Below are 25559 nucleotides of genomic sequence, written 5' to 3'. Positions count from 1 at the left end.
AACGGCGCGAACGCCCTTCGCCGGCCCCCCCGTCCTCCAAGGACAAACGCAGCTTCGATCAGCTCTGCAGCTCCTCGATCCGCGCCAGCACCTTCTCCAGCTTGGACTCGTAATCGGCCCTTTTGGCTTTTTCTTCCTCGATGACTTTGGCCGGAGCTTTGGCCGTGAAGCCTTCGTTGGAAAGCTTTTTGTCCACGCGCTCCACTTCGGAGCGGAGAACGGCGGCTTCCTTCGTCAGCCTCGCGATCTCCTGTTCGATGTCGATGAGTCCCGCAAGCGGCAAGTACAGCTCCGCCCCCGTCACAATGGCGGCCATCGCCTTGTCCGGAGCGGACAGTCCCGTGTCGACCGCCAGGGAGGAAGTGCCGCAGAAGCGGCGCAGAAGCTCTTCGTTGCCGCTCAGGATGCCGGCTTCGAAGCTGCCGGAAGGCTTGATCTGCAGCTCGATCTTCTTGCTCATGGGCACGTTCACTTCGGCGCGGATGTTGCGCACGGAGCGGATCGTGCTCATGAGCAGCTCCATCTCGCGGACGGCTTCCGGCGCTTCCAGCGCAGCTTCATAGACCGGCCAGGCGGCCGTCGTGATGGACTCGCCCTCATGCGGCAGATGCTGCCAGATTTCCTCGCTGATGAACGGCATGAACGGATGGATCAGGCGCTGCGTCCGGTCCAGCACGTAGGCGAGCACGGATTGCGTCGCCTTTTTGGCGTCGGCATCCTGACCGTACAGATTCAGCTTGGCAACCTCGATGTACCAGTCGCACAGATCGTCCCAGATGAAATTGTACAGCAGGCGTCCTGTTTCGCCGAAGTCGTAGGCGTCGATCAGTCTGGTCACATCGCGCGAGGTCTCGTTCAGACGATGCAGAATCCAGCGGTCGGCCGTGCCGAGCGGAACAGTTATATCGATATCATCATAATTGAAACCTTCCAGATTCATCAAGGCGAAGCGGGAAGCGTTCCAGATCTTGTTGGCGAAGTTTCTCGCCTGCTCTACCTTCTCCAGGCGGAACCGCAAATCCTGCCCCGGCGTGCTGCCGGTGGACAGCATGAAGCGCATCGCATCCGCACCGTACTGCTCGATGATGTCCAGCGGATCGACTCCGTTGCCGAGCGACTTGGACATCTTCTTGCCGTCCGCGTCGCGCACCAGGCCGTGCATGAGCACGTCCTTGAACGGGATGCGGTCCGTGAATTCCAGCGCCGTGAAGATCATGCGGGCTACCCAGAAGTAGATGATGTCGTAGCCGGTGACAAGCAGGTCGTTCGGATAGTGGCGCTTGAAATCGGCGCTGTCCTCGTCCGGCCAGCCGAGCGTGGAGAACGGCCAAAGGGCGGAGCTGAACCAGGTGTCGAGAACGTCCTCGTCGCGGCGCAGCTCTCCATGCCCGCAGTCCGGGCAAGCTTCGAGATCCTCGCGGGCGACATGAAGCTTGCCGCAGGAGTCGCAGTACCAGGCCGGAATGCGATGGCCCCACCACAGCTGGCGGGAAATGCACCAGTCGCGGACGTTCTCGATCCAGTTCAGGTAGATCTTCTCGAAGCGGTCCGGCACGAAGTTCACGCCCTCGCCGGACTTCTGGGCTTCGATCGCGCGTTCGGCGAGCGGCTTCATCGCCACGAACCACTGCGTGGACAAGTACGGCTCGACGACGGCGCCGCTGCGCTCGCTGTGCCCGACTTGATGCACATGGTCCTCGATGCGGACGAGAACGCCGCTCTCCTGAAGGTCGGCGACAAGCTTCTTGCGCGCTTCGGCGCGGTCGAGGCCTTGGTAAGGTCCGGCCTCGGCGTTCATGACGCCGCTCTCGTCCATGACGATGATCTTGGGCAGGCTGTGGCGCTCGCCGACCTCGAAGTCGTTCGGATCATGGGCAGGCGTGATCTTGACCGCTCCGGAGCCGAAGTCCTTCTCGACATAATCGTCTGCGATGATCGGAATCTCGCGTCCGGTAACAGGAAGCACGAGCATTTTGCCGACGAGAGCGGCGTAGCGCTCATCCTTCGGATGCACCGCTACAGCCGTGTCGCCGAGCATCGTCTCGGGACGGGTCGTCGCGACGGTGACGTGGCCGGTTCCGTCCGCAAGCGGATATTTCAGGTGGTACAGGTGTCCGTTCACTTCCTTGTACTCGACCTCGATGTCGGACAGGGCCGTGCGCGCTGCCGGATCCCAGTTGATGATCTTGGCGCCGCGATAGATCAGCCCTTTCTCGTACAAGCGGACGAACACCTCGCGAACGGCTTTGGAAAGCCCCTCGTCCAGCGTGAAGCGCTCGCGGGAGTAGTCCAGGGAAAGGCCCATCTTGCTCCACTGGCTGCGGATCGTCCCCGCATACGTGTCCTTCCACTCCCATACCTGCTCCAGGAATTTCTCGCGGCCCAGATCGTGGCGCGTCATGCCTTGCTCGCGAAGCTTCTTCTCCACTACGGTCTGCGTCGCGATGCCGGCATGGTCCGTTCCGGGCAGCCACAGGGCGTCGTATCCCTGCATGCGCTTCGTTCGGATCATGATATCCTGCAGCGTGAAATCGAGCGCATGCCCGATATGGAGCATTCCCGTTACGTTGGGGGGCGGGATGACGATCGTGTAAGGCTTCGCTTCAGGCTTGCGGCCGGCCTGGAAGAAACCGCCCTTTTCCCAGAACTCGGTTCCTTTCTGCTCCGCCGCCTTCGGATCGTAGGTCGTCGGCATTTCCGTCGTGTGCTGCTGAGTCTCTGACATTTTGGATTCACCCTTATCAATGAAAGTCGTTTTTTTATGGCCTTCTTTTTGACAACGCCTCGGCTGGCCGGCCTGCGCGGAGGACAGCGTACATCCGCCTCCGGCCCGATGCCGGGCCCCGGATTCCGCAGGAAGGCGAACGCCGTTTTTTCCGACAAAAAAAGCCTTTCATCCTCTTCGCAAAGGACGAAAGACTTCAGGCTTCCGCGGTACCACCTTTGTTCCGCAAGAAAGCTTCCTTGCGGCACTTTGGCGCAGGATATCGGCTGCGGCCGGCTCCGGCTTCCGCTGCTCGCGCAGCATGACCGGGGCAACTCCGGGGCGACCCGCATCCGCTCCTTGCCTGCAGACCTTCCAGCGCTTGCGGTCTGCTCTCTGTAGGCGAGGCGAATGCTCTTCCCTTTCAACGTCGGCTATTCAAACTTCGAAAAATAGGTAGCTTCATTTTAGCGTTCTTGAAGGCTGGAGTCAACTTGATTAGGCGGCAGCCTTGCCCGGGCAGCCATATCGGACCCATGCCGGGATCGGGCTGGAAACGGCAGCCGAAGCCAAAAAAGGCGCCATCCCCCGCAAAGCGGGGAAAGGCGCGGTATGGTAAGCCATGGACGGAGCCGGGATAGATTCGGGACGCTCCCGCTCAAGGGATGTAGAGAACCTGGCCCTCTGCGACGCCCTGATCGGCAAGGCGGTTGTAGAGAGCAAGCTCGCGGGCTTGAAGATGATAGCGGTCGGCGATCAGATCCAGCGTCTCTTCCCGCTGCACGATGCAGATCCGCACTTTGCGGAACGGCTTCTCTTCGCTGACCCGGCCGAGGAAAAGCGACTGCCACTCCACCTCTTCCGCTGGCGCTGCCGGCTGGGATTCCTGGGATTGCCGGCTGCGCTCGGCGGCCTGCCGCTGCTCCCGCTCCCTCCTGCTGGAGCCGATCAGCGAAGAAGCAAGCTCCTGCCCGGCTTCCTCGGGCGAAGCCGATCGCTTGCTGCCGAACGCGATGCGCAGCTCCTGCTTCTCCTGCTCCTGCAGCGGCTCATGATTCTCGAACGGCTCCGCGGCGAAGGCGGATGCTGATTCCCCTTCCCCGGCGTCTTCCGTCTCGGCGCGCTGAGGCTCTGAATCGGCCGCCGCCTCTTCGACCGGCGGCAGTTCGGCAGCCGGGCGGCCGTACAGGACGGCGGCCGGATCTTCCTCCTGCGGGACATCCGCCGCTGCTTCCGGCTCTGCCGGATTGATCTCCTCCGCTATGTTCCGGAGCGCCGAGAAGGCCGATTGCCGCTCTTCGCTCTGGACCAGGGGAATGTCCGAAGCAGGCGGAATCGGCGCGCGGAACGGGCTGGAGCTTCCTCCGCTGGCCGCGAGAGCTTCGTTTTCCGTCTCGGCATCCTGCCTGGAGGAACCCTCCTCCTGCTGGAAGGAGGAGTCCACTTCCTCCTCGCGAGCCCCGCTGGCCGAGCCGAGCTGCGTCCAGCCGGCCGCATAGGCGTACGGCTCGTTCTGCGCCTCCTCGACCGGATCGTAGCTCTGGCCGGCAATTGCCTCTGCGTCCCGATAAGGAGTCGCCTGATCGAAATCCCTTTCTCCCCTCGCTTCTCCCTGCGGCTCGTCTTCTTCTTCATCCAGCTCCAGATATCGGACCGGAGAAATGTCGCCCGTCGGGTGCGCTTCCTGGCGATGCACCACCGTATAAGGCTCTTCCTTCCACTCCCCCTCCTCCTCGGAGGAGGACTCCACCCGGATGCCGGACAACGACAGCACGCCGGTAATGTTCAGCGTACGCGCCGACAGGAGGTCGACGTCGAAGTTGTCGATCTCCACGGAGATGTCGTCCAGCCTCTCGATGCGGTTCATCGGAAGCGTAATCTCCACCGGAATCCGATGCTCCATCGACTGCGCCGACGCCGAACGGTCCGTCGTGCGGTACACTCCGCTCAGCAGCAGCTGGCCTCGCAGTATGGCTTGTTCTCCCTGCTGAACGACTTGGATGCGGGGAACGAGTTCGATTTCCTCCAGCTCGTCGATAGCGGGAACTTCCTCGGGCAGATGGACGCGTTCATACACGTCGAACCGCAGTCCTTGTGTTAGTTCGCTCACGCTTAAGCCTCCCTTCCCTAGCTATTGCTTGGGCATATGCCTTGCTCCATACCATCTATATGGCAGGGAATCGCATAGCATGACTACTTGGGGGAGGGACTCGCCGACGGAAGCAGGCTGTTCTTGCTTGACGGCTGCCTCCGGCAAGGCCGGCTTCGGCGTACATGAGCCGGGAAAACCGTCCTAAAGGGCCGGAAAAGGCGCGACATCGAGACCTGTTTCTCCCAGGTGAAAAAACACGCTTCCTCTGCTTCATGGCCGGCGAAGAATAAAATCCAATCCTGTATCGCTTGATTCCGCGATGGAAGCGAAGCCGGCTTTATTCGTTCCTTCCGTATGCTGGCGAGCCAGAAAAAAGAACCGCCCTGCATCGCTCAAAACGATGCAAAGCGGTTCATAAACCGAGGGCGGCCTCAAGCCTGCCGACGAGACGTTGCCACCCGGGACGGGACTTAGGGCAGGGGAAATTCTCACATAGAAAGCCCGCCCTTTCCCTTACGGCTTCCCGGCGCGGAGCCGTGCCAGCAGACGCTCCATATCGGCGGGAAGAGCGGCCTCGATCTCCATATCGGAGCCCGTCCATGGATGCCGGAACCGAAGCCGCCTTCCGTGAAGGGCTTGACGGCCGAGCAGCGGCGACGCCCCGCCGTACAGGCCGTCTCCAAGCAGCGGATGGCCGATATGGCTCATATGAACCCGGATCTGATGCGTCCTTCCGGTTTCGAGCGCAAGCTGAACGAGAGCTGCCGAGCGCCATGCTTCCAGAACTGTGTAAAACGTGACCGCTCGGTCTCCGCCCGGCGATACTCTTCTCCGCGACGGATGATGCCGGTCCTTGCCGATCGGCTGGTCGATCTTGCCCTCAGGCGGATTCGGAGCCCCGTGTACGGCAGCCCAATACTGGCGGCCGATCGCCTTCTCCCGCATCGCCGCATCGAGCACCTGCTGGGCGAGATCGTTTTTCGCATACAGCACCGGACCGCTCGTATCGTCGTCGATGCGGTGGATATGCCTTGCCGGAAGCGGGTCTCCAGCCGCCAGGCAGCGGCATGCGGCCGCTTCGTCCAGCGTCGCCGGGCAGGCAGGCGCCTTGCCCGCTGCGTTGGAACGGGAAGCCCTGCTTCCCGCTGGACGCGGCGCTTCGCCGCTGCCGTGGACCGGCATGCCGGCCGGCTTGTTCAGGACGAGGCACCAATCGTCCTCATGCAGCACTTCCGGCCAGTCCGGCGCATATGCGCCGCCGGACGCCGCAAGGACGGCCGCGGCACGCCGCTGCAGCGGGTCGGCCGCCTCTGCGGCGGGAAACGCCCGCAGGCGCAGCTCGCCGTCCGGCGTCCAGCCGATGCCTCCGGTGGAGAAGAGGGAATTGATCCATTTGGCCGGCCAAAGGCCAAGAGCCAGAAGCTGCAGGCGCGTCTCGTGCGCATGGCTTCCGGCTCTCAGCTCTCCGGCATCTCCGTCCGGGGAGACCGGCACATGCAGCCACTCTCCGCGGCGATAAGCGGATTCCATCATCAGCTCCATGCCGGAATCCTCACTACAGGCGCCGGAGAGCTTCCCGGTTCGCGGCGATCGTCTCGTCGATCAGCTCCGCCGTATGGGCTGCCGAGACGAACATGCCTTCGAACTGCGAAGGAGCGACGCTTACGCCGAGCTCAAGCAGATTCGCGAAGTAGGTGCGGAAACGACCCAGATCGCTCTGCTGCGCCGTCTCGAAATTGATGACGTGGCTCTCGTTGAAGAACGGACAGACCATGGACCCGACGCGGTTGATCGTCACCGGCACGCCGGTTTCGCGCGCATTGTCCTCGAAGCCAGCCTGCAGCCGCACCGACATCTTCTCGAGCTGCTGATAGATTTCCGGCGTCAGCAGGCTGAGGGTCGTGTAACCGGCCGCCATGGCAAGCGGATTGCCGGACAGCGTGCCCGCCTGGTAGATCGGACCGGCCGGAGCCATGCGCTCCATGATGTCGCGGCGTCCGCCGTAGGCGCCGACGGGAAGGCCGCCGCCGATCACTTTGCCGAGGCAGGTCAAGTCGGGGGTGATGCCGAACAGCCCTTGGGCGCAGTTGTAGTGGACGCGGAAGCCGGTCATGACCTCGTCGAAAATGAGCAGGCTTCCGTATTTCGTCGTGACGTCGCGCAGCCCTTGCAGGAACCCGGGCAAAGGCGGAACGACGCCCATGTTGCCGGCTACCGGCTCCACGATGATGCAGGCGATCTCCTCGCCGAACTTCTCGAACGCCAGCTTGACCGATTCCAGGTCGTTGTACGGAACGGTAATCGTCTGGGACGCCACCGTCTCGGGTACGCCCGGGCTGTCGGGAAGGCCGAGCGTGGCGACGCCTGAGCCGGCTTTGATGAGCAGGCTGTCGGCATGGCCGTGATAGGAGCCTTCGAATTTGAGGATTTTGCTCCTTCCGGTATACCCGCGCGCAAGGCGCAGGGCGCTCATCGTCGCTTCCGTGCCGGAGTTGACCATGCGCACGATGTCGCAGGACGGCACGCGCTCGCAGACAAGCTTCGCCATCTCCGTTTCGATCAGCGTCGGGGCGCCGAAGCTCGTGCCGCGCTCAGCGGCGGATTTGACCGCCTCGATGACTGCGGGATGGGCGTGGCCCATGATGAGCGGGCCCCAGGAGCCGACGTAGTCGATATAGGAGTTGCCGTCGATATCGTACACCACCGCCCCTTCGCCGCGCTCCATGTAAGCCGGCGTGAGGCCGACCGATTTGAAGGCGCGCACCGGACTGTTGACGCCGCCAGGAATATAGCGCTTCGCTTCCTCGAAGGCCGCGCTCGACTTGTCATCCGCTTTTCTGCCGTGAACGTTGTCCGCCATCAGTTCTGCACCTCCTGCAGCCAGAGGGCTGCGTCCTTGGCGTGATAGGTAATGATCATGTCCGCTCCGGCCCGCTTCATGCCGAGCAGCGTCTCCAGCACGATCTTGCGCTCGTCGACCCAGCCGTTCGCCGCGGCCGCCTTCACCATCGCATACTCGCCGCTGACGTTGTAGGCGACGAGCGGAAGGTCGAAGTTCTCCCTGAGCGCGCGCACGACGTCGAGATAAGCGAGCGCCGGCTTGACCATGAGCATGTCCGCGCCTTCCGCGACGTCGCTGTCAGCTTCGCGGAGAGCTTCGCGGAAGTTGGCCGGATCCATCTGATACGACTTGCGGTCTCCGTACTGCGGAGCGGAATTGGCCGCCTCGCGGAACGGTCCGTAATAAGCGGAGGCGTATTTGACCGAGTAGGACAGAATCGGGATGTCGCTGTAGCCGGCCTCATCCAGACCTGCGCGGATCGCGCCGACGAAGCCGTCCATCATGTTGGAAGGAGCGATGACGTCCGCCCCCGCCTCCGCCTGGGATACCGCCGTGCGCACGAGCAGCTCCAGCGAAGGATCGTTGTCGACCTCGGCTTCTCCGGTCCGCTCGTTCTGGTGCACGATGCCGCAGTGTCCGTGGTCCGTGAATTGGCACAGGCAAGTATCCGCCATGACGATCAGGCCCGGAGCCCATTCCTTGATCAGCCTTGTCGCCTGCTGCACAATGCCGTTGGCGTCGTAGGCGGAAGATCCGACCGGATCCTTGTGGTCCGGAAGCCCGAACAGCATGATGGAAGGAATGCCGAGCGATACGATCTCGCGGATTTCCTGCTGCAGCAGGTCGAGCGAGAAGCGGAAAACGCCCGGCATGGAGGAAATCTCCTGCTTGATGCCGGTTCCGTGGATGACGTAGATCGGGTAAATGAAATCGCTGGCCGTCAAAATCGTTTCGCGGACCATGGAGCGCATCGCCGCCGTGCGGCGAAGCCGGCGATGCCGGACGATCGGGTAACTCATGTGAATTCCTCCTTGTGTTCGTATGCAAAACAGGGGAAGGAGCACTCGGCGCCCTCCCTGATCTGACTTGTCGATGCCGATAAAACTGCCGGATCGCTTGAGAGCCAGCCGGGAGCAGCCGGCTGTTGCCGGCCCTGCGTGGCGTCCCGAAAGCCCGGCTGTTGCCGGCCCTGCGAGCCATGCCGAAAAGCCGCCCGCTGCCTGTCAGCCTTGCACAGGGTCCCGAAGCTCGGCCATCCGCCTTGCGATCGCCTCGGCCAGCGACGCGATCGTCGCCTCCTCGGGAATGATCGTAGGCGCAAGCCCCGCTTCCTCCGCCGTACGGGCCGTAACGGGACCGATGCAGGCAATTTCGCAGCCGCGGAGCAAGCCGACCGGATCGGACTCCCCGAAGCGCCTGAGCACTTCGAGCAGATTCGTCACGGTCGAAGAGCTCGTGAAGGTGACGACATGGACAGCGCCTTCGCGCAGCTGTTCGAGAGCCTGCTCATCCTGATCCCGAGGCACGATCGTCTCGTACAGCGTGACGGCGTCCACGGAAATGGAGCGCGCGGCAAGATCCCGCGGCAGCGTTCCTCGCGCCAGATCGCCGCGCAGGAACAACGCCCGCTGGCCCGGCTTCAGCACTTCGTCGAGATGGTCCAGCATGCCCTCCGCCTGGTAGCCGCCCGGCAGCGCTTCATGCTGAAGTCCGCGCGAGCGAAGCGCATCGCCGGTCTTCGGCCCGACCGCAGCGATGCGCGCCCGGTGGAAGCGGCGGATATCGCCTCCGAGCTCGGCCAGCCCGCGGAAGAAATGCTCGACCCCATTGACGCTGGTGAAAAACAGCCAGTCGTAGCTCTCCGCATCGTCCAGAGCGGCGCGAAAAGCTCTCGCGTCGCTTTCCCCGCGCGCCGGCACGATCTCGATGACGGGGAACTCGCACGGCTCGCCGCCAAGCTCCTCGATGAGATCGGCCAGCTCGCTGGCCTGGCTGCGCGAGCGCGTCACCAGCGCTCTCGTGCCGAATAGCGGCTTCAAGTCGTACCAGCGGAGCGTCTCCCGCTGCTTGACGACATCGCCGACGACGATGACCGCCGGCGGCTCGAAGCCGGCCGCCCTGACCTTCGCCTCGATGTCCGCGAGAGTGCCCGTCAGCGTCTGCTGCTCGGGCCTCGTTCCCCAGCGGACGAGGGCTACCGGGGTATCGGCATCGCGGCCGTGCTTCATCAGCTGCTCGCTGATATACCCGATCTTGGCAACGCCCATCAAAAAGATCAGCGTGCCCGTCGCATTGGTCACCTTGTCCCAATAGATCGAGCGGTCAAGCTTGTCCGGGCTCTCATGGCCCGTAACGATCGAGAGCGACGACGCATGGTCCCGGTGCGTCACGGGAATGCCGGCATAAGCCGGCACGGCGATCGCCGACGTGATTCCAGGCACGATCTCGAACGGAATGCCGTGCTCGGCCAGCAAGCCGGCCTCCTCGCCGACACGTCCGAATATGGTCGGGTCGCCTCCTTTGAGACGAGTGACGGTCTTGCCCTGCAAGGCCAGATCGACAAGCAGCCGGTTGATCTCCTCCTGCTTCATCGTATGGCGGTCCGGCCGCTTGCCGACATAGATGCGCTCCGCCCCCGGCCTCAGTCCGCGCAGCAGGCGCGGGCTGGCCAGCCGGTCGTAGACGACGGCATCGCTCCGCGAGAGCACCTCCATGCCGCGCACCGTAATCAGCTTCGGATCTCCCGGCCCGGCGCCGACAAGATACACGATCCCCTTCGACATGTTATCCCCCAATTTCCGCCAAAATCTCGGCCGCGCCCATCTCTCTCAGCGCCTGGGCGACTTCAAGCCCCAATGCTTCCGGATCGGTTCCGACCCGCATTTCCTTCAGAATCGTCTCGCCGTCCGGAGAGCCTACCATTCCGGTCAGCTCCATGACAAGCCCGCCGCCTTCTCGGGACCGGATGACCGCATGGGCTCCGATCGGAATCTGGCAGCCTCCGTTGAGCGCGCCGAGGAAAGTCCGCTCTGCCGCTACGGTCCGCTCCGTATCGGAATCGTTGAGCAGATCCAGCAAAGCGCGGACATCGGCATCGCCTTCCCTGCATTCGATGCCAAGCGCGCCCTGGCCGACGGCAGGCAGGCAGACATCCTCGGAGACCGCTTCGGTGATGCGGTCCTCCCAGCCCATGCGCTTCAAGCCGGCAGCGGCGAGCACGATCGCATCCAGCCCTTCCGTCTCCAGCTTGCGGATCCGGGAGTCGATATTGCCGCGTATCGAGCGGATATCCAGGTCGGGCCGGTAAGCCTTCAGCTGGCTGGCCCGCCTGAGGCTGCTGGTTCCGACAGCGGCGCCGATCGGCAGCTTCTCCAGGGGAATGCCGCCGCGGGTAATGATGCAATCCCGAGGATCGACGCGGCGCGGCACCGCTCCGTTGATCAGTCCGGGAGGCAGCTCCGACGGCATATCCTTCATGCTGTGCACAGCCATATCGATATCGCCGTCGAGAAGAGCCTGCTCGATTTCCTTGACGAACAACCCCTTGCCGCCTACCTTGGACAGAGTTACATCCAGGATGCGGTCGCCTTTGGTGACGATCTTATGGATTTCAAAGCCGTAATCCAAGCCATGCTCGTCCGCAAGACGCTGCAGCTCCTCTATGACCTGCCCGGTCTGCGTCAGCGCGAGCGCGCTCTGGCGAGTGCCGACGACAATGACTCTGCGGCCGTTCTCATCTGTTTTCAATATCCCCTTCTCCTTCCGCCCCGAATCGGGCACGATCCTCTAGTCCCCTGCTTGCGGCAGCCGCCCAGCTGGCCAGACGCTTCGCCTCGCTGCGGAGCAGCCGCCTTCGCTTGCCTGGATCCGGCTCCTCGGCCAGCAGCCTTCGCCTCAGCTCCGCATGCTGCCTTACAGCCTCCGCATACGGCTCCTTGTATAAGTCTTCAAGCTCTTCCCGGATGACGGAAGATAGGGCAGGCGAACCGCCTCCCGTCGTGACGGCCAGCAGCAGCCCGCCCCGCCTTACCGCGCCAGCTGTAATGAAATCGCCTGATTGCCCGCTTGAGGCATGGTTGAACAACGCGCCTGCCGTGCCGGCATCCTCCATGACTGCGCGGTCGACTTCAAGGATGCCCGTGGCCGCCACGACGAGAAACATGCCTGCTGCGTCGCCCCGCCGGTAATGTCTGTCCGTATGATTCAGCCGCCCCTGTCCGGCCATCTCCTGGATGCCCGCCGTGATTGCCGGGCTGATGACGACAAGCTTGTCCGCGCCGCCGTCAAGCAATCCGGCCGCCTTCCGTTCGGCAGCCGCGCCGCCTCCGACGATCAGGCAGCGTTTCCCCTCCAGCGACAGCACGACCGGATATCCCGGCATCGCCATCTCCTCCTCCAAACTCAGCGGTGAAAATCCGATGCCGGGCTGATCATCGTATTCAGTACGAGAAAAGCAAAGCAAAATACGTTCCAGCGCGCCGTCTCCAGCGCGGTTTTGCGCAGAATCTTTTTCTGGATCAAATAAAAGCTGTACAAAATGAGGACCGCGAAGGAGGTGATGACTTTCCAATCGAGCAAATATTGGAACCTGTTCTCGACGATGACGAGAGCAACCGCGACCGACAAGGAAAGGGCGAGCAGCGGAACGCCGATCATGACGAGGCGAAAAGCGAACCGGTCGGCTTGCTCCAGGCTCGGCAGCCGAGCCGTCGTCCGATTCCATTTCCGCGACTTGAGCCTTCCATGCAGGAACAGGTACATGCCCGAGAACACGCTCGAAATGGCCAGCGCCGCGAAAGAGCACAGCACGAGGCTGATATGTAGAATGAGCAGTTCATTGGCCAGCTTCCAGTCCGGAAGCGGGATTCCGCGGGAAGGTCCGCTGAACAGATTGAGCGCCAGCACCCCGAAACCGATGATGTTGACGAGAAACACGATGAATTCGATTCGGAAAAAGCGGCTGATGACGAGCGAAGTCGTCAGCAGGAGCCACGAAACCGCAAGCCAGTATTCGAATCTGGAAAACAGCGTCATGTCCAGATGGGACCAGATCCGGTACAGCACGTATCCAGTCTGAAGAACCCATACGAACACAAGCAGCCCTGCGCCCATCCGCTTCGCTCTCCGGTTCGCGTCGACGAAATCGGAGAAGTAGAACAGAAGGCTCAGGGCGTATAAATACAAAATCGTGTCGTAAATGGTGACCATGGCGCCCTCCTGACCTTGGAGATGAGGGCGATAATCCTGGCAGCCTAGCGCATGACCGCTGCAAAGGCGCCCTTGGACGGCTTGGCTTCTTCGTAGCCTTGGCGTGACGGATCACTTGTCCTCGCCGCTTGGCTCTTGACGGTCTTGGACGGCGCGCCGTCCTCCAGGGCAAACAGCTTGGCGAACAGCTCCATCGCCTCATCCGCTTTCTTATCGCCCGCAAGCTCCTTAATGCTGTGAATCGGATTTTGCACCATCTGGTTCAGCATGCTCTTGGTCAGCTTATGGATGACCTTCAGCTGCTGCTCGTCCAGTCCGGGCAGCTTCTTGGAGAGGCTGTCCATCGTCTGGCTATGAATATCCTCGGCCTTCTCCTGCAGGGAGCGGATCAGCGGCACGACGCCGAGCGTACGGTACCACTGATGGAATTCCTGCAAGCCGGCGGCGATCATGACTCCGATCTTCTCCGCCTCCTGGCGGCGATGCTCCATGTTCGACTCCACGATGCCTTCCAGATCGTCGATGTCGTACAGGAATACGTTCTCGACGGAAGCGATCTCGGGATCCAGGTCGCGGGGAACGGCGATGTCGATCATGAACAAAGGACGGGCTCTCCTGCGCTGCATGGCGGCCGCCACTTGCTCGCGGCTGAGCACATAACCTTGGGCTCCGGTCGAGCTGATGATGATATCGGCCTCATGCAGCCTCCGCTCCGCTTCTTCCATGGAGCAGGGTATGCCGCTGAATTTCTCCGCCAGCTCCGCCGCGCGCTCGAACGTCCGGTTGACGACGAGCACCCGGTCGGCTCCGTTCGCATACAAGTGCTTGGCCGTAAGCTCGCTCATCTTGCCGGCTCCGATGATCATGACCGTCTTGCGGTTGAACTGGCCGAAGATCCGCTTGCCGAGCTCCACGGCCGCATAGCTGACCGATACGGCCGACTCCCCGATCGACGTCTCGGTATGGGCGTTCTTGGCAAGAGTTACGGCTTGCTTGAATAGCATGTTGAAGATCGTGCCCGTCGCGCGCTGCTGCTGGGCGAGCAGGAAAGCATTCCGCACTTGGCCCAGGATCTGCGTCTCCCCTATGACCATGGAATCCAAGCCGCTTGCAACCCGGAACAGATGCTCGATAGCCCGATCGTCTTCATACATATAAAGATGGCTGGTGAATTCCTGCCGCGGGAGGCGGAACCACTGCTCCATGAACGTGCGGATATGGTGGCCGCACAGATGATGCCGGTCAACGACCGCATACAGCTCCGTCCGGTTGCAGGTCGCGACGATGACACCTTCCAGTATGCTTGGGGTCGCCTTGAGAGCTTCGACCGCACGGGGCAGATCGCTGTCCGCGATTGCGAAATTCTCCCTGATTTCGACAGGAGCCGTACGATAGTTGAGCCCGACCACAATAATATGCAAGTGACATCACCGCCTTATTTTCGTATCTAAGCTGCCTTGTCCGAGCAACTAATTTAGAATTATTATAACATAGTTTTTTGGGAGGGAAGACTCAAGTTATGACGTTTTTTTGACCGGCTCGCCAAAAGGAAGGAAATGTCTTGACGACAGCAGGACAGCCGGCTTCCGCCGGGCAAGAAGCCCATTCCGACAAAGACAACCATTTCATCCATTGTCTAGTTTAGGCCCGCAGCCCGATCTCTATTCCAGGCTTAAAAAAAATAACCATGGAGCCTTCCCATGGTTATTTGTACAGCAGGCTGGATGTTAAACCAGCTCGATTTGTTTCATTTCCGGTTCTACGACTTGCAGCTCACCCATTCCGCGAATCAGCTTCTTCGCGTGAGTGGCTTTAGGTTTCAGCACGGCCAGCATGTAATCGATCGCCAGCTGTGGGTCCACGGTCTCACCGCAGGTGTAGCAGTCAAGAGCAGCAAAGCCTCTTTCTGGATACGTGTGAATCGAGAGATGGCTTTCCGATAAGAGCACCAATACGGTTGCGCCTTGGGGCTCAAATTGTTTTGCCTGTACCGAGAGCACAGATGCTCCGCATGCTTCAGCAGCCTCTACCATGTGGGCTTGCAGAAACTCTGCGTTGTTAATGAGTTCGAAGTCTACTCCCCAAGCATCAACCGCAACATGTCTTCCGAAAGTCGAATATTCCATCTTCCGGCTCCCCCTTCCTAGGAATAAAATGATTAAAAATTTCATCCGCTAGGACCTACGTCATTCACTTCCCGAGGGATAACTCTCTCTCGCAACATATCCATGTCCTGAGTGAATCCTGGTTCCTATATTGGGTTTTTTTCAACGAAATTAAAAATACCATCTATCTATAGGAAATGCAACCTTTTTTTCTGTTAAAAAAAACCCGTTTTCCTGCACGCGGACAGCCCTTCTCCAGCTGCATGTCCGAAGCGGGCCCGCAAAAGGCGGAGGCATGAAAAAAGCCGCCCGGAGGCGGCATCGGAAAAAGCGGTCGGAATCAGGCTTCGAGAGCGAAAAGCCGGTCGGAATACAGTTTGAGGCTGCGGTCGATGTCCAGCTTCTCGGCTGCGCTTGCAGCATCGATGCGGCGATCGAGCAGCTCGTTGACAGCCTGCTGGATCCACTGGATTTCCCCCTCCACCGATTGGAGGCGGAAAGCACGCTCAAGCTCGCCCAGCGTGTCCTTGAACTGGTACACGATGCGGCTGCCCTTGGCGGTCAGCTCGGCGATCTGATGCACGGCGCCTGCTACATACTGATACGACATCGTATAATGGCTGTAGATGCGTTTGACGACGGCGTCGCCCTTGAAGGCCGCGACGGCCTTGCGAAGCGCATTGGTGAGCGCGACGTTGGTGATGCGGCAGGACCACTCGCATACAAAGCGATCTTCATCCTGCTGGAATACAAAGCGGACTTCTTCCCTCCCTGCACAGTCTTCGAGAACCGCCTCTTGGCTGCCGTTATCGAGCACCTTGACGCCAAGGCGTACTTGCTGCTCGTCAAAAAAACGGAGGAATCGGGTCATCTCATCGCGTGTCAGTCGCAGTTTGGCTTGAACGTACTCGGTGGCTATCCGCTGAGCCATAAAAATCTCCTCAATTCTTTGTTCTTCGAAGCTATGGTTGCAATGTTCACTGCCCGCTTGCATTCGCTCCAAAACCGTCCGAGCCTTCAATCGCTGTTGAACCCAGACTTCCTTCATTAGATTTCTAAGGAGGGAAATCCGTCTTCAAAGGCGACCGTCACCACTTTTCCGGCTTCGAACGCTTTTTCCGCATTCACGGGCAAATAAAAGACCTACAACCATTATACGGCATCGGCTCAAACGATTCCTGCCGGCCGGCCGCGATTATCCGCCGAATTTGAGAATTATCCGCTAGGAACCGTGATTGGCATCAAGAAAGATGCAAAATGCTTACAATTCCGGCGTTCCTTGAAGAACTTCTCCCTCATATCCTGCCGCGGACGCGATTACGCTCCATAATTCGTCTCTTCCATTACCCTTTTCGGAGGAGAACAAAACGACCCGGTCGCCCGCGCTTGCGCCGAGCGTCTGCTTGACCAGCTTGATCTGCTTGTCCCATTGGCTCTTCGGAATCTTGTCCGCCTTCGTGCAGACGATGCAGAAAGGAATGCCGTAATGCTTGAGCCAATCGAACATGAGCACGTCGTCTTTGCTCGGCGCATGGCGGATATCGACGACGAGCAGCACGAGCTTCAGCTCCTCGCGGCCCTGCAAATAGCGTTCGATCATTTTGCCCCAGGCTTCTCGTTCGGTCTTGGATACCTTGGCATAGCCGTATCCGGGAAAATCGACGAAGTAGACGGCCTCGTTGACCTTGTAATAGTTCAGCTGCTGCGTCTTGCCCGGCTGGGAGCTTGTCCGAGCGAGATTCTTGCGCATGATGAGCTTGTTGATGAGAGAAGATTTTCCGACATTCGAACGCCCTGCCAGAGCAATCTCCGGCAAGGCGTCGACAGGATATTGATGCGGCTGGACCGCACTGATGATAAATTCTGCATTCGTAATCTTCATAAAATCGGGGTCCCTGCTTTCTCTTCTGCGGCGGCCTGGCCGCCGCTTGTTCCGTCCTCTGCCGGCAGCAGCGCATGGCGGACGACTTCATCCATATGCGCGACGGGAACGAATTCCATCTGTTCGCGCACGCTGTCCGGGATATCCCGCAGGTCCCGCTCGTTGTCGAACGGCAGCAGCACCTTGCGGATGCCTGCCCGATGGGCGGCAAGCGATTTTTCCTTGAGGCCGCCGATTGGCAGCACACGGCCCCGGAGCGTGATCTCGCCGGTCATGGCGACTTTTTTATCCACCTTGCGGCCGGTAAGAGCCGATATCAGGGCAGTCGCCATCGTGATGCCCGCAGAAGGTCCGTCCTTTGGAATCGCGCCTTCGGGAATATGGATGTGGATATCGTTCTTTTCATGGAACTGCGGATCGATGCCGAGCTCCTCCGCCCGCGAGCGGGTGTAGCTGAAGGCGGCTTGCGCCGATTCCTTCATGACATCGCCGAGCTTGCCGGTAAGCGTAAGCTTGCCGGTGCCGGGGAGCACCGTCACCTCGATGACAAGCGTATCGCCGCCGACCTCGGTCCAGGCAAGCCCGGTGACGGCGCCGACCTGATCCTCCGCTTCGGCCATGCCGTAGCGGAACTTGGCCGGCCCCAGCCATTCCTTGATGACCGCCTCGTCGACCCGTATCGTTTCCCCTTCCGGCTGCGAGACGAGCCTTTTGGCCGCCTTGCGGGAGATGGCCGCGATCTGCTGCTCGAGATTTCGGACGCCGGATTCGCGGGTGTACTCGCGGATCAGCTGCAGGAGCGCCTCCGGCTCGATCTCCAGCTGCTCCTCCTTCAGGCCATGCTCCCTCTTCTGCTTCGGAATGAGGTAGCGGCGCGCGATCTGGCTTTTCTCCAGTTCCGTGTACCCGGGAATGTACAACACTTCCATCCGGTCCAGCAGCGGACGCGGGATGTTGTGCAGCGCATTGGCCGTCGTCACGAACATGACCGAGCTGAGGTCGAACGGCACCTCCACGAAATGGTCGCTGAACGTGCCGTTCTGCTCCGGATCCAGCACCTCCAGCAGAGCGGAAGCCGGGTCGCCCCGGAAATCCGAAGCCATCTTGTCGATTTCGTCGAGCAGGAATACCGGATTCATCGAGCCGGCATTCTTCATGCCTTGGATGATCCGTCCCGGCATGGCGCCCACATAGGTGCGCCTATGGCCGCGGATCTCCGCCTCATCCCGGACGCCGCCGAGAGAAATGCGGACGAACTCCCGTCCGAGCGACTTGGCGATGGAGCGGGCGAGCGAGGTTTTGCCGACCCCGGGAGGTCCGACAAGGCAAAGGATCGGTCCCTTCAGCTTTTGGACGAGCTTCTGGACCGCCAGATACTCCAGCACCCGCTCCTTCGGCTTCTCCAGTCCGTAATGGTCCTCGTCCAGCACTTCCTCCGCTTTGGCGAGATCAAGATCGTCCTCGGTCGCTTTGCCCCAAGGCAGCGACAAGAGCCAATCGATATAATTGCGGATGACGCCGCCCTCGGCCGAGGATGCCGGCATCTTCTCCAGCCGGTCGATTTCCTTCTCGACCTTCTCCTTGACCTTCTCGGGAAGCTCGGCGGTTTCCAGCTGGGAGCGCAGCTCCTCGACTTCTCCCGCACGGCCCTCGCGGTCTCCGAGCTCCTTCTGGATCGCCTTCATCTGCTCGCGAAGATAGTATTCTTTCTGCGTCTTCTCCATCTGCTTCTTTACGCGCTGGCTGATCTTGCGCTCCAGCTCCAGCACCTCGCGCTCGTTGTTCAGGAAATCGAGCAGCTTCTCCAGCCGGGCGCGCACGTCGACCGTCTCGAGAATCTCCTGTTTGTCCTTGATCTTGAGCGACAGATGGCTCGTTATGACATCGGCCAGACGGCCGGGCTCGTCGATATCCGATACAGCGGCATGCGTCTCCGGCGTGACTTTCTTGGACAGCGTGATGTAATGCTCGAACTGGTTCAGCACCGTGCGCATGAGGGCGTCGATCTCCGGATCGGTCGATTCCTCTTCCGGAAGCTCCCGGATCGACACCTCGTAAAACTCCTCGCGGGCGACGTAATCCTGGATCTCCGCCCTCGTAACGCCTTCCACCAGCACCCGGATCGTGCCGTTGGGCAGCTTCAGCATCTGGCGCACCCGGGCAATGGTGCCGATTCGGTAAATATCCTCTTCGGTCGGCTCTTCGATATTCACTTCCGATTGCGAGCAGAGGAGGATCATATGATCGTCGAGCATGGCCCGGTCAAGCGCCTTGACCGATTTCTCCCTTCCCACATCCAGATGAAGCACCATGCTGGGGTATACAAGCAGCCCCCGAAGCGGGAGCAGCGGCAGCCTGCGGCTTCTTCCTTTGGCAGGTCCCATGCCAACACCTCCCATTTAGATAGTCCCCCTATTGTATCATTCCCGAGAATCCGCCTGCAAATAGGGCACCTGCGGCGTCAGGAACAAATCGCTGATCGTTGCCGGCTCGGAAATGTCCTCCACGGCTTCCTCCGCCATGAATCCTTGCGGGAAGACCGTCTGGAACACTTCCTCCACCCGATCGACCGGAATGACACGCAGACCGTTCAAGCCTGCGAAAATTTCTTGCCAATTGTCCTTCGGAATATAGACCGTGTCGGCACCGGCCTGGAAGGCGGCCTCCACCTTGGCCAGCACGCCGCCGACGGGCTTGACGTTGCCGTGGATTCCCACTTCCCCGGTCATTGCGATCCGGTGGTCCACCGGAATGCCGCGGATGGCGGATGTGATCGCGGTCGCCATGGCGATTCCCGCCGACGGTCCGTCGATCGGCGTGCCGCCCGGGAAGTTGATGTGGAGATCGAAGTCATGCGGCCTCATGCCGATGCGGCGAAGCATCGTGATGACATTTTCCACGGAGCCTTTGGCCATGCTCTTGCGCCGGAGCGTCCGCTGTCCGCCTCCAAGCTCTTCTTCGTCGACGACACCCGTAATGGTGAAGGAGCCTTTGCCGGAAGCGGCCGGAATCGCGCTCACTTCGATTTCCAGCAGCGTGCCCATATTGGGGCCGTATACGGCAAGGCCATTGACGAAGCCGACCTGAGGCGCGGCGGGGATCTTGCGGTCCGGACGCGGCGGGATCTGGCTGCTGTTCACGACCCACTCGATATCGGCTGCGCCGATGCCCTCCCGCTTTTCCGACAAGGCAAGGCCGGCGGCAAGCTGGATGATGTTGACCGCTTCGCGGCCGTTGGTCGCATAGCGCTTGACCACATCCACCGCCTCAGGGCAAGGGGCGAAGCCGATTTTCTTCACCGCGTTGTCGGCGATTTCTGCGATCTCCTCCGGCAGCAGCGGCCGGAAGTAAATCTCCATGCAGCGGGAACGGAGCGCCGGCGGCAAATCCTGCGGAGACCGGGTCGTCGCTCCGACGAGACGGAAGTCGGCCGGCAGGCCGTTTTGGAAAATGTCATGGATATACATCGGAATATTCGGATCCTCGGAGTGGTAGTAGGCGCTCTCGAGGTACACCTTGCGGTCTTCCAGAACCTTTAACAGTTTATTCATCTGGATGGGATGCAATTCCCCGATTTCGTCGATGAACAGCATGCCTCCATGCGCCTTCGTCACAGCGCCCGGCTTGGGCTGCGGAATGCCGGCCACGCCCATCGCTCCGGCTCCCTGGTAGATCGGATCATGCACGGAGCCGATCAGAGGATCGGCGATTCCGCGCTCGTCGAAGCGGGCCGTCGTGGCGTCGATTTCCGTGAACTTCGCTTCCGCCAGAAACGGGGACGTCGGATTTTTCTTCGCTTCCTCCAGCACGACCCGGGCTGCGGCCGTCTTGCCGACTCCCGGGGGACCGTAGACGATGACATGCTGAGGATTGGCGCTGCAGAGCGCCGCCTTCATCGCGCGAAGACCGTCGCGCTGCCCGACGATGTCCTGCATTGTCTGCGGACGCGTCTTCTCCGCGAGCGGTTTCGTCAGCGAGATGGAGCGAAGCTTCCGGAGCTTATCCATTTCCTTGCGCGATTCCTTGTCCACGGCGGACCGGTTCGTGCGCTGGCTGCGCAGCATATTCCAAAAGTAGACCCCGATTACGACAGCGAAAAATACCTGAACCAGCATCAAAAACAAGCTTAACGTCATGCTTACCCGCTCCTCTCAAGCGTTTCCGGAATAAAAGACCCATACCGGATAGTATTGCCTGCGGCGCCAGGTTTAAATCCGACTTTTCCGAATTAGATTCAATCCGAATTGCAGCTCCTGCACATCCTCGCATCCCTCTGCGGCTTCGACGGCCATGCCTTGATGGAATTTCGACGAATCCAACAAACGCAGCTTCTCGAGCATGCCGGAACAGCGGTCCGATACTCGAGAAGCATGCCGGAACAGCGGTCCGATGCAAATGCCCGGCACAGCTTCGTGCAGCATGCCGGACAGCGGTCCGCTTAAGCAAAACATCAAAAAGCGCATGCCTGCCAGCATGCGCTCCGCTTGCGGCTATGACGCCGCCGGCTTCGATTCCGTCTTTTCTTTTTCAGACCCCGTCCTCCGGTTCACGAGCACGATGCTGGCCAGCACGAGAACAAGCCCCGCGACAAGCCGCATTGTCACCTGCTCTCCCATGAACAGCACGCTGACGATCAAGGCCACGACCGGAATGAGGAATGTGTATACCCCGACTGTACTCGCCTGCCCCGAACCGACCAGCGTGAAGAAAGCCAGCCATCCGAGCGCGATGACAAATACAGAAATAAAGACGAGCTCAAGCCAGAAAGTTCCCGTCCAGCGGATAGCGGCGTACGATTCCGATGCGGCTGCGCCGGAAGCGAACAGAAGGACGCTGCCGATCAGAAGCTGCATGGCGGTCATCCATACGATATCGACCCGGCCTCCCACCCGCTTCATGTAGACCGTTCCGATGCACCAGCTCAGCGCCGAGGCCAGCGCCAGCAGCACGCCTTCGAGCGATAATCCGGAGCCGATGCTGCCGACGCTGATGACGGCCACGCCGGCGAAGCCGACCAGCAGGCCGGCCAGCTTGGACCCGTGCATGCCTTCGCCCAGCCATAGCCAGGCTGCGATTCCCAGAAGGACCGGCTGCAGGAATACGATCGCGGAAAACAGGCCCGCCGGCATGTATTGGAGGCCGACCGTCTGCAGCCCATAGTACAACGTAATGTTGAGCACGCCGGCTGCCGCATAATAGATCCCGTTCGACCTCAGCCGCAGCTGTCTCCATCGGGGAGCTGCGACGGCGCACAGGATCAGTCCCCCAAGCAGCGTCCTCAGTCCTGCGAACAGGAGAGGGGGGCTGAATTGAAGGGCCGCCTTGGACAGCGGCCAGTTGACGCCCCATACGAGAATGAGAAAAGCCAGATAACTGACAGTCTGTCTCTTCGAAAGCTTGCTCAAGATCAACCCTTCTCTCTTGAATCTGGCCATGAAAAAAACCGGCAGCGCTAGGGCTGGCCGGTCATGAACGTCTTTACGTGCGGCTTACGCAGGCAGATGCTCCTTGCGCCCCGGAATTTCTCCCGTCGCCTCGAACACGCGGACGATTTCGTCGATTTCCTTCTTGAGCTCCGAGAGCAGCTCCTGCTCGGGAACTTTGCGGATCATCTCTCCATACCGGAACAGCATGCCTTCCCCGCGCGCGCCGGCGATGCCGATATCGGCTTCGCGAGCTTCGCCGGGACCGTTGACGGCGCAGCCGAGCACCGACACCTTGATCGGAACCTTGATCTTGGAGATGTACTCCTCGACTTCATTGGCGATGGAGAACAAGTCGATATCGAGCCGGCCGCAAGTCGGACAGGAGATGAGCGTCGCCGCGTTGGTGATGAGTCCGAATGTCTTCAGCAGCTCGCGCGCGACCTTGACCTCTTCGACCGGGTCCGCGCTCAGCGAGATGCGCACGGTGTTGCCGATGCCCATCGCGAGCAGGGCGCCGATGCCGGCCGAGCTCTTGATCGTGCCGGAATGGAGCGTCCCCGCCTCGGTAATGCCCAGATGGAGCGGATACTTGATCTTCTCGGCCGCCATGCTGTAGGCCGCGATCGCCATCGGCACGTCGGATGCCTTGAGCGACACGATGATGTCATGGAAATCGAGCTCTTCGAGAATGCCGATATGGAAGAGCGCGCTCTCTACCATCGCTTCGGGAGTCGGATAGCCGTACTTCTCCAGCAGATGGTTTTCCAGGGAACCTGCGTTGACACCGATCCGAATCGGAATGCCCTTGTCCTTGCAGGCTTTGACGACCGCTTCGACTTTCTCGCGGCGGCCGATGTTGCCGGGATTGATGCGGACCTTGTCCACCCCGTTCTCGATCGCCAGCAAGGCAAGCCGATAATCGAAGTGAATGTCGGCGACGAGCGGAATATGGATGCGGCTCTTGATCTCCTTGATCGCTTCCGCCGCTTCCTTGTTGTTGACCGTAACCCGGACGACCTGGCAGCCGGCTTCCTCCAGACGGAGTATCTCCGCTACCGTCGCTTCCACATCCGCGGTCTTGGTCGTGCACATGCTCTGGATGATGACTTCGTTGCTGCCCCCGATCGTCAGATCCCCTACTCGGACGGGCACGGTGTCTTTGCGAGAATACATTATGATCTCTCCCTATGAAACGCCAAAGTCCACCCTGCGAGGACCGCTGAAAAAAGGTCCGGCAGGGTGGAACGATGACGAGAGTTAAGGCTTGAAGCCCGTCATCGAAGGATGTTTCGTCCCTTCAACTCAGGCGCTTTCTTCTTTTTTCTTGCCCTTTTTGGCGGTCAGCTCCGGAATGACCCGGTCTTGGACAACCTTCTCCGTGATGACGCAGGTGCTCATCTCCTCGCGTGAAGGAGCTTCGTACATGATCTCCAGCATGATGCCCTCGATGATGGCGCGGAGGCCGCGAGCGCCTGTGTTGCGCTTGATCGCTTCCTTCGCGATGGCGTCCAGGGCGCCTGCATCGAACTCGAGCTTGACATTGTCCATCTCCAGAAGCTTCTGGTACTGCTTCACGAGAGCGTTCTTCGGTTCGGACAAAATGCGCACCAGAGCCGGCTCGTCAAGCGGCTCCAGCGTCGAGATGACCGGCAGCCGGCCGACGAATTCCGGAATCAAGCCGAATTTCAGCAGATCTTCCGGCAGCACGAGGGAAAGGTATTCCCCGGCTTTCATGTCTTTGGTGCCGTCCGCGCCGGTGCTGAAGCCGATCACTTTTTTGCCGATGCGGCGCTTGATGATCTGCTCCAGGCCGTCGAACGCGCCGCCGCAGATGAACAGGATATTCGTCGTGTCGATCTGGATGAATTCCTGATGCGGATGCTTGCGTCCGCCCTGCGGAGGAACGGATGCCACGGTGCCTTCGAGGATTTTGAGCAGCGCCTGCTGCACGCCCTCGCCGGACACGTCGCGGGTAATGGATGGATTCTCGGACTTGCGGGCCACTTTATCGATTTCGTCGATGTAGATGATGCCGCGCTCGGCCTTCTCGACATCGTAATCGGCGGCCTGAATAAGCTTGAGAAGGATGTTCTCGACGTCCTCGCCCACATAGCCGGCTTCCGTGAGGGAAGTCGCGTCGGCAATGGCGAACGGAACGTTGAGGATCTTGGCCATCGTCTGCGCCAGAAGCGTCTTGCCGGAGCCTGTAGGGCCGACGAGCATGATGTTGCTCTTCTGCAGTTCCACGTCTTCCAGCTTGTTCTGGGAATTGACGCGCTTGTAATGGTTGTATACCGCTACGGACAGCGATTTCTTCGCGGCTTCCTGGCCGATGACGTAGGAGTCCAGAATGCCGCGGATATCCTTCGGCTTCGGAATATCCTTCAGATCGAGCTCTTCTTCGTGGCCGAGCTCTTCTTCGACGATCTCGGTGCACAGCTCGATGCATTCATCGCATATATAAACGCCGGGACCGGCTACCAGCTTGCGTACTTGATCCTGGGACTTGCCGCAGAACGAGCATTTGAGCTGGCCCTTTTCTTCGTTGAATTTAAACACTTGATCACCCCTTGGAGGAAGATGTTACAGAACTCCGGCTTCCGGAACGGCAATAACCTTGTCGATCAGACCGTATGCCTGGGCTTCGTCCGCGCTCATGAAGTTGTCGCGGTCCGTATCCCGGTCGATCTTCTCGTAAGGCTGTCCTGTGCGGTCGACATAGATCTGGTTCAGCTTCTGCTTGGTCTTGAGAATCCAGTCCGCGTGGATCTTGATGTCCGAGGCCTGGCCTCGAACGCCGCCCAGCGGCTGATGGATCATGACCTCGCTGTTGGGAAGCGAGAAGCGCTTGCCCTTGGCTCCTGCGGTCAGCAGCAGGGACCCCATGCTGGCGGCCATGCCTACGCAGATCGTGGAAACATCCGGCTTGATGAATTGCATTGTATCATAAATACCCATGCCGGCCGTGACCGAACCGCCGGGCGAGTTGATGTACAGGTGGATATCCTTCTCCGGATCGTCAGCCGCAAGGAAGAGCAGCTGGGCGATGATGGAATTGGCGACGTCATCGTCGATGGCGCTGCCAAGAAAGATAATCCTGTCCTTGAGGAGACGGGAATAGATATCGTAAGATCGTTCACCGCGGTTTGTCTGTTCGACTACGATAGGGACCAAATTCATGCGACCAACCTACTTTCCATTGTGGAATTCAGATACACGACCATTTTATCACGTTCGGACATCCCCTGTCATTTTTGCAGGCAGTACGGGGATGAACGCGAAAGTTCCGGCTGTGTTGAA

21 protein-coding genes are annotated in these 25559 nt (G+C 60.3%); 1 reads left to right on the top strand and 20 read right to left on the bottom strand.

Translation table 11 applies throughout. The annotated features are described in order from the left end of the window. Nucleotides 1–58: 58 nt before the first annotated feature. The gene (locus tag PHU01S_RS02240; RefSeq protein ID WP_048749921.1) at nt 59–2725 is read right to left on the bottom strand and encodes a valine--tRNA ligase; all 2667 of its coding nucleotides are present in this window, start codon (nt 2723–2725) and stop codon (nt 59–61) included. Between the two features lie 249 nt (nt 2726–2974). On the opposite strand from PHU01S_RS02240, the gene PHU01S_RS26855 reads away from it, so the two are divergent. Further along, nucleotides 2975–3106, top strand: a complete 132-nt coding sequence (locus PHU01S_RS26855) for a hypothetical protein (protein WP_281279715.1) — start codon at nt 2975–2977, stop codon at nt 3104–3106. A gap of 256 nt (nt 3107–3362) precedes the next feature. On the opposite strand, the gene PHU01S_RS02235 is transcribed toward PHU01S_RS26855, so the two are convergent. The 19 genes from PHU01S_RS02235 to clpP form a co-directional block, all read right to left on the bottom strand. Beyond that, nucleotides 3363–4814: a LysM peptidoglycan-binding domain-containing protein gene (locus PHU01S_RS02235; RefSeq protein ID WP_127505864.1), complete on the bottom strand. Its 1452-nt coding sequence runs from the start codon at nt 4812–4814 to the stop codon at nt 3363–3365. Between the two features lie 495 nt (nt 4815–5309). Continuing rightward, nucleotides 5310–6338: an RluA family pseudouridine synthase gene (locus PHU01S_RS02230; protein WP_307721771.1), complete on the bottom strand. Its 1029-nt coding sequence runs from the start codon at nt 6336–6338 to the stop codon at nt 5310–5312. Nucleotides 6339–6351: 13 nt separating this feature from the next. Beyond that, a complete protein-coding gene (gene hemL / locus PHU01S_RS02225; RefSeq protein ID WP_127505862.1) occupies nt 6352–7656 on the bottom strand; it encodes a glutamate-1-semialdehyde 2,1-aminomutase in 1305 nt (434 codons plus the stop codon). Further along, nucleotides 7656–8657, bottom strand: a complete 1002-nt coding sequence (hemB, locus tag PHU01S_RS02220; RefSeq protein ID WP_048749605.1) for a porphobilinogen synthase — start codon at nt 8655–8657, stop codon at nt 7656–7658. Before hemB ends, hemL begins: the two co-directional genes overlap by 1 nt. Before the next feature lie 204 nt (nt 8658–8861). Further along, on the bottom strand, nt 8862–10421 hold the full coding sequence (cobA, locus tag PHU01S_RS02215) for a uroporphyrinogen-III C-methyltransferase (protein WP_127505860.1): 1560 nt from the start codon (nt 10419–10421) through the stop codon (nt 8862–8864). Between the two features lies 1 nt (nt 10422). Then, the gene (hemC, locus tag PHU01S_RS02210) at nt 10423–11388 is read right to left on the bottom strand and encodes a hydroxymethylbilane synthase (RefSeq protein WP_373864516.1); all 966 of its coding nucleotides are present in this window, start codon (nt 11386–11388) and stop codon (nt 10423–10425) included. Next, nucleotides 11372–12019, bottom strand: a complete 648-nt coding sequence (locus tag PHU01S_RS02205) for a precorrin-2 dehydrogenase/sirohydrochlorin ferrochelatase family protein (protein WP_164762945.1) — start codon at nt 12017–12019, stop codon at nt 11372–11374. Before PHU01S_RS02205 ends, hemC begins: the two co-directional genes overlap by 17 nt. Before the next feature lie 20 nt (nt 12020–12039). Then, a complete protein-coding gene (gene ccsA, locus PHU01S_RS02200; protein WP_021880545.1) occupies nt 12040–12846 on the bottom strand; it encodes a cytochrome c biogenesis protein CcsA in 807 nt (268 codons plus the stop codon). Nucleotides 12847–12890: 44 nt separating this feature from the next. Next, entirely contained in the window at nt 12891–14267 is a 1377-nt protein-coding gene (gene hemA / locus PHU01S_RS02195; RefSeq protein ID WP_021880544.1) for a glutamyl-tRNA reductase, read from the bottom strand. Between the two features lie 306 nt (nt 14268–14573). Continuing rightward, the gene (gene speD, locus PHU01S_RS02190; RefSeq protein ID WP_048749595.1) at nt 14574–14972 is read right to left on the bottom strand and encodes an adenosylmethionine decarboxylase; all 399 of its coding nucleotides are present in this window, start codon (nt 14970–14972) and stop codon (nt 14574–14576) included. A gap of 319 nt (nt 14973–15291) precedes the next feature. Then, a complete protein-coding gene (locus PHU01S_RS02185; protein WP_127505856.1) occupies nt 15292–15882 on the bottom strand; it encodes a non-ribosomal peptide synthetase module in 591 nt (196 codons plus the stop codon). A gap of 330 nt (nt 15883–16212) precedes the next feature. Beyond that, nucleotides 16213–16833 (bottom strand): ribosome biogenesis GTP-binding protein YihA/YsxC, encoded by a 621-nt coding sequence (yihA, locus tag PHU01S_RS02180; protein ID WP_021880541.1) that lies wholly within the window; start codon nt 16831–16833, stop codon nt 16213–16215. After that, complete coding sequence (gene lon, locus PHU01S_RS02175) at nt 16830–19217, bottom strand: endopeptidase La (RefSeq protein ID WP_048749593.1); 2388 nt, start codon at nt 19215–19217, stop codon at nt 16830–16832. Before lon ends, yihA begins: the two co-directional genes overlap by 4 nt. 36 nt (nt 19218–19253) lie before the next feature. Then, on the bottom strand, nt 19254–20969 hold the full coding sequence (gene lonB / locus PHU01S_RS02170; protein WP_048749591.1) for an ATP-dependent protease LonB: 1716 nt from the start codon (nt 20967–20969) through the stop codon (nt 19254–19256). Nucleotides 20970–21041: 72 nt separating this feature from the next. After that, nucleotides 21042–21308 (bottom strand): hypothetical protein, encoded by a 267-nt coding sequence (locus tag PHU01S_RS26205; RefSeq protein ID WP_127505854.1) that lies wholly within the window; start codon nt 21306–21308, stop codon nt 21042–21044. Between the two features lie 15 nt (nt 21309–21323). After that, complete coding sequence (locus tag PHU01S_RS02160; RefSeq protein ID WP_048745344.1) at nt 21324–22238, bottom strand: DMT family transporter; 915 nt, start codon at nt 22236–22238, stop codon at nt 21324–21326. Between the two features lie 84 nt (nt 22239–22322). Beyond that, on the bottom strand, nt 22323–23432 hold the full coding sequence (gene ispG, locus PHU01S_RS02155) for a flavodoxin-dependent (E)-4-hydroxy-3-methylbut-2-enyl-diphosphate synthase (RefSeq protein WP_048745342.1): 1110 nt from the start codon (nt 23430–23432) through the stop codon (nt 22323–22325). 129 nt (nt 23433–23561) lie between these two features. After that, nucleotides 23562–24818, bottom strand: coding sequence for an ATP-dependent protease ATP-binding subunit ClpX (gene clpX / locus PHU01S_RS02150; RefSeq protein ID WP_021878862.1), 1257 nt, complete (start codon nt 24816–24818; stop codon nt 23562–23564). Between the two features lie 24 nt (nt 24819–24842). Beyond that, nucleotides 24843–25439, bottom strand: coding sequence for an ATP-dependent Clp endopeptidase proteolytic subunit ClpP (clpP, locus tag PHU01S_RS02145; RefSeq protein ID WP_048745341.1), 597 nt, complete (start codon nt 25437–25439; stop codon nt 24843–24845). Between the last annotated feature and the right edge of the window lie 120 nt (nt 25440–25559).

The sequence above is a fragment of the Paenibacillus humicus NBRC 102415 genome (assembly GCF_004000905.1).
GTDB classification, from domain to species: domain Bacteria; phylum Bacillota; class Bacilli; order Paenibacillales; family Paenibacillaceae; genus Paenibacillus_O; species Paenibacillus_O humicus.
Note: the sequence above shows the minus strand (reverse complement) of the source record. Positions and strands in the feature narration are given on the sequence as shown.

Coding starts and splice junctions, on each gene's coding strand:
- PHU01S_RS02240 (WP_048749921.1), bottom strand. CDS start 2,725: ATGTCAGAGACTCAGCAGCACACGACGGAAATGCCGACGACCTACGAT.
- PHU01S_RS02230 (WP_307721771.1), bottom strand. CDS start 6,338: ATGGAGCTGATGATGGAATCCGCTTATCGCCGCGGAGAGTGGCTGCAT.
- hemL (WP_127505862.1), bottom strand. CDS start 7,656: ATGGCGGACAACGTTCACGGCAGAAAAGCGGATGACAAGTCGAGCGCG.
- hemB (WP_048749605.1), bottom strand. CDS start 8,657: ATGAGTTACCCGATCGTCCGGCATCGCCGGCTTCGCCGCACGGCGGCG.
- cobA (WP_127505860.1), bottom strand. CDS start 10,421: ATGTCGAAGGGGATCGTGTATCTTGTCGGCGCCGGGCCGGGAGATCCG.
- PHU01S_RS02205 (WP_164762945.1), bottom strand. CDS start 12,019: ATGCCGGGATATCCGGTCGTGCTGTCGCTGGAGGGGAAACGCTGCCTG.
- ccsA (WP_021880545.1), bottom strand. CDS start 12,846: ATGGTCACCATTTACGACACGATTTTGTATTTATACGCCCTGAGCCTT.
- speD (WP_048749595.1), bottom strand. CDS start 14,972: ATGGAATATTCGACTTTCGGAAGACATGTTGCGGTTGATGCTTGGGGA.
- PHU01S_RS02185 (WP_127505856.1), bottom strand. CDS start 15,882: ATGGCTCAGCGGATAGCCACCGAGTACGTTCAAGCCAAACTGCGACTG.
- yihA (WP_021880541.1), bottom strand. CDS start 16,833: ATGAAGATTACGAATGCAGAATTTATCATCAGTGCGGTCCAGCCGCAT.
- lon (WP_048749593.1), bottom strand. CDS start 19,217: ATGGGACCTGCCAAAGGAAGAAGCCGCAGGCTGCCGCTGCTCCCGCTT.
- lonB (WP_048749591.1), bottom strand. CDS start 20,969: ATGACGTTAAGCTTGTTTTTGATGCTGGTTCAGGTATTTTTCGCTGTC.
- PHU01S_RS26205 (WP_127505854.1), bottom strand. CDS start 21,308: ATGCTGGCAGGCATGCGCTTTTTGATGTTTTGCTTAAGCGGACCGCTG.
- ispG (WP_048745342.1), bottom strand. CDS start 23,432: ATGTATTCTCGCAAAGACACCGTGCCCGTCCGAGTAGGGGATCTGACG.
- clpP (WP_048745341.1), bottom strand. CDS start 25,439: ATGAATTTGGTCCCTATCGTAGTCGAACAGACAAACCGCGGTGAACGA.